The sequence below is a fragment of the Micromonospora sp. DT48 genome (assembly GCF_049844495.1).
In the GTDB taxonomy this organism is placed as follows: domain Bacteria; phylum Actinomycetota; class Actinomycetes; order Mycobacteriales; family Micromonosporaceae; genus Micromonospora.
In genome coordinates this window covers 99,874-111,646 of record NZ_JBNCLE010000020.1, presented here as the reverse complement: position 1 = coordinate 111,646, position 11,773 = coordinate 99,874, and the positions used below count along the sequence as shown (strand labels likewise).

Annotated in this window: 5 protein-coding genes; all 5 read right to left on the bottom strand. The window is 71.9% G+C overall.

Annotated features, from left to right (window positions below):
• Positions 1–155 precede the first annotated feature (155 nt).
• From ACLQ2S_RS22610 to ACLQ2S_RS22590, 5 genes are read right to left on the bottom strand one after another with little or no spacing between them, the layout of a single operon-like run.
• Entirely contained in the window at positions 156–632 is a 477-nt protein-coding gene (locus ACLQ2S_RS22610) for a nuclear transport factor 2 family protein (RefSeq protein WP_425702700.1), read from the bottom strand.
• Between the two features lie 59 nt (positions 633–691).
• Complete coding sequence (locus ACLQ2S_RS22605) at positions 692–1,582, bottom strand: SDR family NAD(P)-dependent oxidoreductase (protein WP_425702698.1); 891 nt, start codon at positions 1,580–1,582, stop codon at positions 692–694.
• The gene (locus tag ACLQ2S_RS22600; protein ID WP_425702696.1) at positions 1,579–3,009 is read right to left on the bottom strand and encodes a phthiocerol/phthiodiolone dimycocerosyl transferase family protein; all 1,431 of its coding nucleotides are present in this window, start codon (positions 3,007–3,009) and stop codon (positions 1,579–1,581) included. The genes ACLQ2S_RS22605 and ACLQ2S_RS22600 overlap by 4 nt, the downstream gene beginning before the upstream one ends.
• Positions 3,006–4,202 carry an FAD-dependent monooxygenase gene (locus ACLQ2S_RS22595; RefSeq protein WP_425702694.1) on the bottom strand — a complete coding sequence of 399 codons (1,197 nt, stop codon included), beginning with the start codon at positions 4,200–4,202 and terminating at the stop codon, positions 3,006–3,008. The genes ACLQ2S_RS22600 and ACLQ2S_RS22595 overlap by 4 nt, the downstream gene beginning before the upstream one ends.
• On the bottom strand, positions 4,202–11,527 hold the full coding sequence (locus ACLQ2S_RS22590) for an amino acid adenylation domain-containing protein (RefSeq protein WP_425702692.1): 7,326 nt from the start codon (positions 11,525–11,527) through the stop codon (positions 4,202–4,204). The genes ACLQ2S_RS22595 and ACLQ2S_RS22590 overlap by 1 nt, the downstream gene beginning before the upstream one ends.
• Positions 11,528–11,773: the final 246 nt, after the last annotated feature.

The following is an 11,773-nucleotide window of genomic DNA, read 5'->3' as shown; positions in this document are numbered from 1 at the left end:
CCACCCTGTGGGTTTTCCTCCCCGCCGCCACCCCCCCCCCCCCCCCGTGTGTCCCCGCCCCCGCCCCCCCCTCCCCCGGGGGGGGCCCGCCCCACGATCCGCCGTGCCGTCGGCCGCTGCGCGCGTCACGGCCGGCGTGCGCGTCACGGCTGGGGCTACGGTTTCGCCGATCGACGGGTACGCACCAGGTCGACGAGGCCACGCCACACGTGACCGACCGTGGCGGCGGTACGGATCGTCACCAGCGGGTTCCAGAAGTCCCGGAAGTGGACGATCCGGTCGTCCCGGTACCGGACCACGGAGATGTAGACCTGGTGGAACGGTCGTTTGGTGACCACACCCCTGCCGTTGCCCACGAACTCGGCGATGACCAGGTCGGGGTCGGTCGTCTCGTGGAAGGTGAGGTCGGAGAAGCGGACGTCGAACTGCTTCGGGAAGTCCTTCATGTGCTCGTACAACTCGTGGTGTCCGACGAAACGGGATCGGACGCCCGGTGGCGGGTACGGGAACTCCAGCACCCCGTCCGGGTGGAACAGCTCCACCCATTCGCGGATCCGTCCCTCGGTGATGTAGTCGAGATTGCGGGCGAACAGCTCCTGCAGGCGCGCCCGGCTCTGCTGATCGGTCTCCACGGTGCTGCCTCTCGTGTCGGTCGTCGCGGGTTCGGGTCTGGGGTGATCGGGTGGGGCGGTCAGCCGTCACGCGGTCGGACGATCGCGGCGAGGTGCCGGTCGACCAGGGAGTCCGGCAGCAGCCGGGCCGCCAGGCTCGCGATCCGCACGTCGGGGCCGACCGGGTAGCGGGTCCTCGGGCGTGCCGTGGTGAGGGCACGGGCCACCGTGCGGGCGTACTGCTGCGGGGTGGTTCGGCTGCGCCGCACCTGGCGCGCGTTATGCCTCAGGAAGGCGCGGAACGGCTCCCGGTACACCGTCGCGGTCGGCTCCGGCGCGCAGTCGACGACGTCGGCACCGGCCTGGGCGAGCTTGTCCCAGATCGGGGTACGGATCGCACCCGGCTGCACCACCGAGACCGTGACGCCGAACGGCCGCAGCTCGCGTCGTAGGCTGTCGCTGAGCGCCTCCTTGGCGAACTGAGCCGCCGCGTACGCGCCCAGGTACGGCAGCGCGACCCGGCCGAGTCCCGAGGTGACGTTCACGATCCGCCCCCGAGCGACGCGCAGCAGCGGCAGGTACGCCTGGATCGTCTGGAACTGCCCGATCACGTTCGTCGTCAACTGCCGCTGGAGCAGCTCAGCGGACAGGCACTCCAACGGCCCGGGTTGGGCGATACCGGCGTTGTTCACCAGCCCCCAGAGCCCCTCGCCGTCGAGCCGTTCGGCCACCTCGTCGGCCGCCTGCCGGATCTGATCCGGCTCGGTCACGTCGAGGCGCAGCGGATGCAGCCGCCCGGCGGACGACTCCGCGAGCAGGCGTGCACCGTCGGCCGGGGCACGGATCCCGGCGAAGACCTGGAAGCCGATCCGTTCCAGGTGCAGCGCCGCCGCCTTGCCGAGGCCGGACGACGCCCCGGTGATCACCACGGTGCGACCGGCCGGGGTGATCCGCCGTGTCCTTCTGATCATCGTCGACTCCGTACCGGTCGGCGGCCGATCGCGGCGAGCACCGCGTCGACGCTCGCCTCCACCAGATCGACCGCTCGCTGCTCGGGCAGCGCGTCGGGCACGTAGGTGAAGTTCCAGAACAGCTGCCCGTGGCTGGTGTTCACCGTGGCCACGAGATAGCCGCAGACGGAGAGCCCGGCGACGAACTGCGCGCCGGAGAGCCGCCACGGCCCGATCCGGTCGGGGAAGTCGTAGCGGCCGATGTTGGACAGGCACAGGTTCACCGGGCCGCTACGTTCCATCATCTCGATGAACCGACCACTGGTGCTGACCGACTCCGGACTGGCGAGCCTGACCAGGTCGACCATGGCGAACTGGCTGCCGGCCGCGCGGCGGGCCGCGAGATCGTCGCTGATCGAGCGGGCGAGCTGCCAGAGGGAGATCCCCGGCCGGTGCCGGACGAAGGTCGGCACGGTGGCGACGTACGTCCCGGCGGCCCGGTCGGGCACCGCGGGTTCCAACGCGTCGCGCATGGTCACCGGGGAACCGATCGTCAGGTGCCCCGACGTCGCCGCACCGGACTCCGCGGCGACGGCCAGCACCATCGCCGCCGCGAGCGCGCCGTGCACCGTGGTCCCCTCCCGGCGGCAGGCGGCCACCAGCATCGCCACCTGGTCGTTGGTGAGGCTCCGGACGAGCAGCCGGGTACGCCGCTGCGTGAACGGCACGAAGCTGCTCGGCACCACCCGGACCGGGCGGTGCCGGTGCGTCCGGTACAACTCCCGCAACAGCAGCCACCGCAGCCGCAGCACCCCGACCAACCCCCGGTACCGGCGGGGGAACATCGCCTCGCAGGGCGGTAACGCCGGCTCACCCGCCACGGCCGCCGACCCGGCCGACTCGGCACCCGCTGACGGGTCGACCTCCCAAGTGGGGGAGCCCGCCTGCCCGGCGAGTTCGATCCACTGCCGCAGCAGGGCCAGCACGGTCGTGCCGTCGGCCACGCAGTGCGGCATGGTCAGCAGCAGATCGTGCACCTCGTCGCCGGACGCGCCGGAGGCCGGTGCCCGGGTGAGCACCACGGCCCGGCACAGTGGGCCGTCGCGCCAGTCGATCCGGTCGACCAGCTCGTGCTCGTTGACCCGTCGTACCCAGCCCGGTGCCGCATCCGTCGCCGGGCCGTCCGCGCGTACCCGGTGCAGCGGTATCGGCTGGTCGGTCGGGACGAACCGGGGACGTCGCCCGTCCGGCGCGGCGGCGATCGCCACCCGCAGCAGCGGGTGCCGTCGGCGTAGCCGGTGCAGCGCGGCGTGCAGCAGCGCCGTCGGCAGCGGTCCGCGTACCTGGACGCGGGCCACCACATTGAGTGGTGACACCTGGTCGGCGATCCAGTACCAGCGTTCGAGCGGGCTCAACGCCCGCCGTACCTCCGTCGTCGGCGCGCTCATCTCGCGGCCACCGACGGCTCCGGACGGCCCGGGAAGGTCAGGGCGATCTCGTTGCGCCGGTCGAGCAGACGATCGGGCAGCCAGCGCAGGTAGAGGCGGCGGGCCAGGTCGGCCAGCGGATGGGCCAGCTGCTCGACCCGACTGAGCGAGTACGCCTCCTTGACCATCCAGCGGGTCCGCTCGCGCCGTGCGGTCTCGTAACGCCGTAGCGCCTGTGGCAGGTCGACCGCGTCACGGAGACAGTGCGCGAGTACGACGGCGTCCTCGATGGTCAGCGCCGCGCCCTGGGCGAGACTCGGCAACATCGGGTGCGCCGCGTCGCCGAGCAGCGTCACCGGCCCGTGGCCCCACCGTTCGAGGAAGGGCCGGTCCCGGGCCGGGACGGTGATGATCGCCGACTCGGGCGTCCGGGCGATCGCGGTCCGAACCTCCTCGGCCCAGCCCGCGTACGCCCGCTCGATGTCGGCCTTGCCCCCGGACCAGTCGCGGGCCGCCGCCGGTGCCATGTTCAACGTGCCCCACCAGTAGACCCGGTCGCCGTCGAGCTGCACCAGGCCGAACCGTTGGCCCCGCCCCCAGTAGTGGGCGGTGTAGCCGTCCCGGATCTTCGGATGGCGCATCGGGACGGTCGCGAGCCAGCAGACGTACCCGGGTTCGCGGGGTCGCTCGGGACCGGCTATCTGCCGCCGGACGACCGAGTGGAATCCGTCGGCTCCGATGAGCAGGTCACCCTCGGCGGTCTGCCCCTCGCGGAAGTCGACCCGCACGCGGTCACCGACCACCTCGAACCGCTGGGCCGTGGCACCGAGCCGCACCGGCGGATCACCGGCTGCGGCGAACAGCGCCTGATGTAGTTCGGCGCGGCCGATGGCGACGTTCTGCGCGCCGAGCCGGTCACCGAGCCGCTCGAACGGCACCGTCCTGATCGGGTCGCCGGTCGCCGTGCAGAGCCGCAGCGCGGGGTAGACCCGACCGCGCCGCTCCACGTCGAGGTCGATGTCGAGGGTGCGCAGCGCGACGCGGGCGTTGGCGCCCAACGACAGCGCCGATCCGCCGGGCCGCAGGTCACCGGCGCGCTCGTAGATCTCCACGTCGACACCGACCCGGCGCAGGGTGGCGGCGGCGGCCAGTCCGCCGATGCCCGCGCCCAGGATGAGAGCCTTGGGGCGGCGCGCCCCGCCTGCCGCCGGCATCACCGGCCGCCCACCGGGCTGGGGCCGGGCCGACCGGCCACCGGTGCGGCGGAGCCGGCCAACAGTTCGGTGATCCGGCGGGCCACCTCCGCCACGTGCGGTGGCTCCATCAGGGCCAGATGGTCACCGGGCACGTCGAGCACGTCGAGCCGACCCGTGGTCAGCTCACCCCAGCCGTTGCGTGGGTCGAGGTGCAGCGTGCCGGCGAGGTCGTGCATGGGTTTGAGCAGGGGCGGTAACGGGTCGGAGGCGCGCAGCAGGGTGAGGTCCTGGTCGACGACCTCGGGACGGTAGGTGATGATCGCCTCCCAGTTGGCCTTGAACACCTCGAACAGCCGACGTACCGCCGTGGGCGAGTCACCCGGCCGGAGTATCCCGGCGGCACCGGCCCGGCGGGCGACGAAGTCCAGGCGCTCCTGGGGCGACGCCAGTTCCGACGGGATCGCCTCCAGCACCGGGCGATCCTGGTCGATCGGCATCAGCTCCCAGAAGAACCAGTCGAGCAGCACGTCGTCGGTCACCGGCACCGGCTCGTCGGTGCGCCTCGCGATCGGGTCGATGAGGATCAGCTGTTCGACCGGGCCGGTGCCGGTGGGGTCGAGTCGGCGGGCCTCGTCGTTGAGCTGTCGAGCCATCTCGAAGGCCACCACACCACCGAACGACCAGCCACCGATGCGGTACGGCCCGGTCGGCTGGACCCGGCGGATGGCCGCGAGGTAGCTGGCCGCCAGCTCCGGCACGGACCGCAGCGGGGTCGTCCCGGCGGTGATGCCGGCCGCCTGGAGCCCGTGGACGGGCTGCTCCCGGGGCAGGTGCCGGGCGAGGGGGAGGTAACACAGCACGTTGCCGCCGATCGGGTGCACCAGGAACAGTGGCGGCCGGTCGCCGCCGGTGCGGATCGGCACCACCGGGTCGACCGACGTCGGGTCCACCCCACCGGCGCGGAGCAACGCGGCGAGGTGGGACACGGTCGGCCCGGTCACGAACGCGGCGACCGGTACGGTGACGCCGTACCGCTTCTCGATCAGCGTGACCAGGCGCATCGCGGTGAGCGAGGTGGCGCCCAACTCGAACAGGTTGTGTTCGACGTCGACGTGCGGCAGTTGGAGCAGGTCCGCGACGATCTCCGCGAGGACCCGCTCGTACCGGTCACGCGGCGCGGTCGGCCGGGGGGCCGCCACGGGCAGTGGCAGCTCACGCAGCCGCCGGTCGTCGCGTTTGCCGCTCGGCGTCAGCGGCAGCTCCGGCAGCCATTGGAGGTGGGTGGGCACCAGGTGCTCGGGCAGTCTCTCCCGTAGCCGTCGACGCAGGCCGGTCAGGTCGGCCCGGGTCGGGTCGCCGACGAGGTAGGCGGCCAGGAAGGCGTCGGTGTCGTCCCGGCGTCGGGCCACCACCGCGGCCTCGCGGATGCCCGGCTGCTCCGCCGCCAGCTCCATGATCGCCACCTCGGCTTCGAGCGGCTCCACCCGGAACCCTCGGATCTTGGTCTGGGTGTCGGTACGCGCGAGCCAGGCCAGGTCGCCGTTGGGCAGCACCCGGGCCAGGTCACCGGTGCGGTAGAGACGCTCACCGGGCGCGCCGAACGGGTTGGGCACGAACCGTTGACCGGTCAGTCCGGGCTGCCGGTGGAAGCCGCGCGCCACCTGGACGCCACCGAGGTACAGCTCACCGGCGACCCCGACCGGCACCGGACGCAACCGGTCGTCCAACAGGTACAGCTGGACTCCGGGAAGCGGCGACCCGATCGGTGGCAGGCTCGGGAAGCGGTCCGGGTCGCCGGTCATCGGGTACGCGGTGACGACGTGGGTCTCGGTCGGTCCGTACTGGTTCTCCAGGATCGCACCGGCCGGCAGGGCCGCGACGAACCGGCGGATCTCGTCGGTGACCCGCAGCTGTTCACCCGACGAGATCACCACCCGCAGCGCACGAGGGTGCAGTCCGAGCGTCACCGCGGTCTCGGCGAGCTGTTGGAGCACCACGTACGGCAGGGCGACCCGCTCGACGGCCTCCTGGTCGAGCAGGCGCAGCAGCTGCGCGGGGTCCCGCCGACGCTGCTCGTCGACGAGCTGGAGCGTGCCGCCGGTGCCGATCGTGGTGAAGATCTCCTGGAACGACACGTCGAAGCTGAGGGGTGCGAACTGGAGGGTGACGCCACCGGCTGCGGCACTGACCGCTGCGGTCTGCCACACCTGGAGGTTCGCCAAGGCGGCGTGCGACATCGCCACCGCCTTCGGCACCCCGGTGGAACCGGAGGTGAACAGGACGTAGAGCAGATCATCCGGTCGGCTCCGGGGCAGTGGGACCGGTGCCACCGCCTGCGACGGGGCGAGCAGATCCTCCACGACGAGCACACTCTCGGGTACGCCCACCAGCGCGGCGTGCGTCCGGTCCGCGATGACCCGGACCGGTCGTGCCTGGTCGAGCATGGCCGCGATCCGTTCCGGCGGGTAGGTCACGTCCAGCGGTACACAGCCCGCGCCGGCACGGGCGATCCCGTAGATCGACGCGATCATCTCGGGGGAGCGGCCGACCGCGATCCCGACCAGGTCACCCGGCCGCACCCCGGCGTGGACCAACCCGTACGCGATCCGGTCGACGTCCTGCTGCAACCGCGCGTACGTCCACCGGCGGCTGCCCGCGGCGACCGCCACCGCGTCCGGGGTACGCCGTACCGCCTCGGCGAGGCGATCGACCACGTCCCGGCGTGCCCCGGTCGTCGGCGTGACCGGCCCACCGGTGATCACCGGCGTGGTCGGGGCCAGGAACCCGAAGTCCGGTGTGGCGTCCGGCTCGTCGGTGATCCGGGCGAGGATCCGCAGGTAGGTGTCGGCGATCAGGTCGGTCTGCGCCCGGGTGAACGTCCGGCGGTCCGCGTCGATCCGCAGTGCGATGCGCTGGTGCGCCGGGTGGACGATGACGTTCAGCAGCAGCGCGAAGTTGGTCTCCTCCCAGGCGTCGAAGTCGAGCGGCTCGATGGCGGGCAGGTCGAGCAGCGGGGCCAGGACGTGCATGTGCACGTAGTTGAAGGCCAGTTCGAAGACCGGTCGGCCACCCCGGTCCCGCTGGATGGCGTGCAGCGGGTAGCGCCGGTGCGGCAGACATTCCTGCTCCCGCCGGTGCACCTCCCGGACCGTGTCCAGCCAGCAGGAGTGCTCGGCCCGCAGCCGCAGCGGCAGCGTGTTGAGGAAGAGTCCGGCCAGCCGTTCCGCACCGGCCTGCTCCGGACGGCCGTGGGTGACCAGCCCGACGGTCACGTCCGTGGTGCCGGAGTACAGCCGCACGGTCAGGCAGTAGGCGGCCAGGAACACCGACTTCAGGGGCAGCCCGTGCTCCCGGGCGAAGGCCCGGAGCCGCTGTTCCAGCCCCACCGGCAGGTCGACCAGGCGCACCGGCGACTCGTCGGCGGTGGGCGGCTCGTACGGTCGGAAACCGTCGAGCTGGGTCAACTCGGCACCGTCGAGCCGGTCGGCCCAGAACTGTCGGGCGGCGGGCGAGGCGAGCGCGTGGCGTTCCTCGACGACGTACGCGGCCGGGTCGGGCAGCGCCGTCTCGGTGACCGGCTCGACACCAGCGCCGATCAGGTGCAGGTAGTCGCGGAACAGCTCACCGACGACGGTGGCGACGCTCCAGCCGTCCAGGAGCACGTGGTGGAAGCTGAACACCAGGTCGACCACCCCGGACGGCAGCAGGTGCGCCCGGAACAGGAACAGTGGCGGCTGGTCGAAGACGTACCGGTGGTGACGTCGCTGCCGCATGTGCGCCAGCACCTCGGCGCGGGCGGCGTCCGGATCGAGAGCGCGCAGATCGGCGACATCGAGGCCGCCGGCTACCCGGGCGTGCACCACCTGCATCGGTTCGGAGAGACCACCCACGTCGAAGGCGGAACGCAGCCCCGGATGGCGGGTGACGAGCCGGTCGTACGCCGTGCGGAACGCCTCCTCGTGCCACGGCATCCGGACCGAGTAGCGGAAGACGTCGTGGTAGGCGGTGGCGGTGTCGTGTTCACTGCTGTGGTAGAGCAGGCCGAGCGCGACGGCGGAGGCGGGAAAGGCGTCCGCCACGTCGCCCAGCCGGGCCCGGTCGAGCGGGGACACCAGCGCGAACGGACCGGTCACGGCGGGCGGCGGCGCGGTGCGCCGGGCGCGCTGTGCCAGCGCCGCGATGGTCGACTGTTCGGCCAGGTCGGCGAGGGTGAAGTGCAGACCCTGCCGCTCGGCCTCGGCGCGGATGCGCAACGCCAGGATCGAGTCGCCGCCGATCGCGTGGTAATCCTGGTGGATGCCGACCGACGGCAGGTCCAGCACCCGGGACCAGATCGCGGCGAGGGTGCGTTCCACATCGTCGCGGGGTTCCTGCTCCGGCTCCTGACCCGACCCCGACACGGGCGCGGGCAACGCCGCGACGTCGAGTTTGCCGTTCGGGGTTAGGGGCATCCGGTCGAGCCGGTGGAACAGGGCGGGGACCATGAAGTCCGGCAGGCGGCGCAGCAGGTGACCACGCAGCAGCAGCGGATCGAGGTCCGCCTCCGCCACGTAGTAGCCGACCAGGTGGACGTCCCGGCCGGGGGAGGAGCGGGCGACGACGGCCGCCTCGTGGACCTGCGGATGGTCGCTGAGCACCTGCTGGACCTCGCCGGGTTCGACCCGGTTGCCACGGATCTTCACCTGCCCGTCGAGACGGCCGAGGTATTCGAGGCTGCCGTCGGCGAGCCACCGTGCGAGGTCGCCGGTACGGTACATCCGGCCGTCGCCGCGTACCGGATCGGTGACGAACCGGGCGGCGGACGGTGAGCCGTCGCCGGAGCCCGTCTCCCTTTCCCCGGCACGTCCCAGGTAGCCCCGGGCGACGGCGACCCCGGCGACGCAGAGTTCACCCGGCACACCCATCGGCTGCGGTTGGTCGTCCCGGCCGAGCACGTAGAGCCGGACGTTGTCGATGGGGCGTCCGATCGGCACCCGGCGGGTCGGCCGGTCCGGATCGGGATGGCACTCGTGGTGGGTGACGTCGACCGTCGCCTCGGTCGGCCCGTACAGGTTGACCAGCCGGGGCCCGGCCGAGCGGCCGGTGCCGGGCGGTCGGCGGAACAACCTGTGGAACTGATCGACCCGTCGGGCCGGTAGTTCCTCACCGCTGGCGAAGACCAGGCGGAGCGAATCGGCCTGCCGACCCAGGTGCGCCGCCGTGCCCAGCAGGTCGAGGAACGGCCCGAACATCGACGGTACGAAGTGGATGACCGTCACGCCGTGGCGCGCCACGAGGGCCGCCATCGCGTCCGGATCACGGTGCGCCCCGGGGCGCGGCAGGACGACCCGGGCACCCGCGAACGTCCACCAGAACAGTTCCCACACCGACACGTCGAACGAGGTCGGGGTCTTCTGCACCAGCACGTCGTCGCCGTCGAGGGGGTAGCACCGCTGCATCCAGGCCAGCCGGTTCACCACCGAGCGGTGTTCGACCATCACCCCCTTGGGGTCGCCGGTCGACCCGGAGGTGTAGATGACGTAGGCGAGGTCGGTGGCCTGGGCGAGCGGTTCGACCGGGACGCTCGGGTGGCTTCCCAGGGCGTCGAGGTGGCGCACGGTCAGACCCGCGATGGTGTCGAGGCCGGCGTGCGCGATGGTTCCCTCGGTGCGGGAGGTCACCAGCACGACCTTCGCGCCGCTGTCGGTGAGCAGGTACCGGATCCGGGCGCTCGGGTAGTCGGGGTCGATCGGCACGTACGCGCCGCCCGCCTTCAAAGTGCCGAGGATGCCGGCGAGCATCGGCGCTCCCCGTTCGGCCAGGACGGCCACCCGGTCGTCGCGGCCGACGCCGTCGGCGCGGAGGGCCTGGGCCACCTGGTTCGCCCGCGCGTCGAGGTCGGCGTAGCTGAGGGTCTCGCCGGTCTCGTCGACCACCACCGCGATCCGGTCGGGTGTCCGGGTGGTCTGCTGCTCGAACAGGCCGTGCAGGGTCGCCTCGGTCGGGTGGTCCACCTCGCCGTCATGCGCCCCCGTGACCCGGTCGAGTTCGGCGTCGGTGAGCATCCGGATCCGGGCCAGGGGCTCGTCGGGCCGGTCCAGGGCGTCGCCGATGAGGGTTTCGAGGTGCCGGCCCACCGCCTCGATGCGGAAGTCCTCGTCGAACACGTCGCGGGAGTAGTCGAGATCCATGGTCAGGGTGCCGTCGTCGTACTCGTTGACGAGCACGGCCAGGGCGTTGTGCTCGTGTACCCGGCTGGCACCCGAGGTGCGGTGGGCGATGCCGTGGATCGGCTCCAGGCGCGGCCAGCGCAGCCAGGACAGGGTCACGTCGTAGAGCTGGCGGGGCCCGCCCGGCGCGATGACCTCGCGCAGCAACTCGCCCCGGGACAGGCGTTGGTGGGTACGCATCGACCGCAGGGTCTGTTGCAGCTCGGCCACCAGTTCGGGCATCGTCCGCGTACCGGGAACCGCGACCGGCACCGGCAGTTCGTTGGCGAGTTGGCCGACGGTCTGCCGCTGCGCGTACGTGCTGCGGTTGAGCACCGGCACGCCGAGCACGACCTGTTCGGTGCGGTGGACCCGACCGAGGAACACCGCGAGGGCCGCCGCGAAGACGGTGAACGGCGACTGACCGGTGGCGCGGATCCGGTCGACGAGGTCCCGTCGCAGGGGCAGGCTGTGTCGTGCGGTCCGGTGCCGGCCGGTGGCGGACGAGGCGAACAGCGCCGGGGTGACCCCGTCGAGGCGGTCGCGGAAGTACTCGATATCCAGCTTGCGCTGGACGGACTCGGCGTATTCGGCCAGCTCCCGGGCCAGGTCAAGGTAGGACAGCCCGCGGCGGGCGACCGATCCCGATAGGTTCGCGGTGGGAGCTGTTCCCTCGACCGCCGCCGCGTACCCGGCGCAGATCTGCCGCAGCAGCAGCCGCGCGCTCCAGCCGTCGACGATCAGATGATGGGCGTTGAGGTACACGTACGCGACCGACTCGCTCTCGCGCAGCAGGGCCAACCGGTACAACCGGTTGCGGTGCAGCTCGAAGGGTCGGGAGAAGACCCGCGCCATCCAGGAATGGCATGCCTGGTGGGGATCCGGGGCGTCACGGAAATCGTATACCTCGATTACCGCCTGTTCAGGTTCGACCCATTGGAAGGGCTGACCGTTCTCCTCGTCGAAACGCAGTCGTAACGCGTCGTTTCGCTCTATGACCTGCCGTAGGCAGGCGAGCAGGAGTTCGTGGTCGAGTGGGCCGACGAACTGTTCCCATCCACACACATTGAACTGTGGAAGGTGCGGCGACAAACGGCTCGCCGCCCAGATGTCTGCTTGGTAGGTGGTCAGCGGCGTACGACCCGGATTGATCACTGGTCACCTTTCCGCTCGCCACCGCACCGACCTGGGCCGCTGCTGCGTTCACGCTCGTGCCCGGGGCCAGGTGCAGGTGGTGTGGTTGCGTCGAAACCGCCCGCCGGGAACGAGCCGGCGGCGGTGAAGTCAGGAGAGGCCCGCCGCCTGTGCCCGGCGGCCGTTCCTGGTGTGTGTGGTGTCGCCCGGTGACGCGGCGTTGTGACGCCGTCGCCTCCTGTTGATCTTTTGGGGGCAGCGTAGCCG

Bases quoted from the DNA above. Each gene is read 5' to 3' on its own strand.
- ACLQ2S_RS22605 (WP_425702698.1), bottom strand. From the start codon at position 1,582: ATGATCAGAAGGACACGGCGGATCACCCCGGCCGGTCGCACCGTGGTG.
- ACLQ2S_RS22600 (WP_425702696.1), bottom strand. From the start codon at position 3,009: ATGAGCGCGCCGACGACGGAGGTACGGCGGGCGTTGAGCCCGCTCGAA.
- ACLQ2S_RS22595 (WP_425702694.1), bottom strand. From the start codon at position 4,202: ATGCCGGCGGCAGGCGGGGCGCGCCGCCCCAAGGCTCTCATCCTGGGC.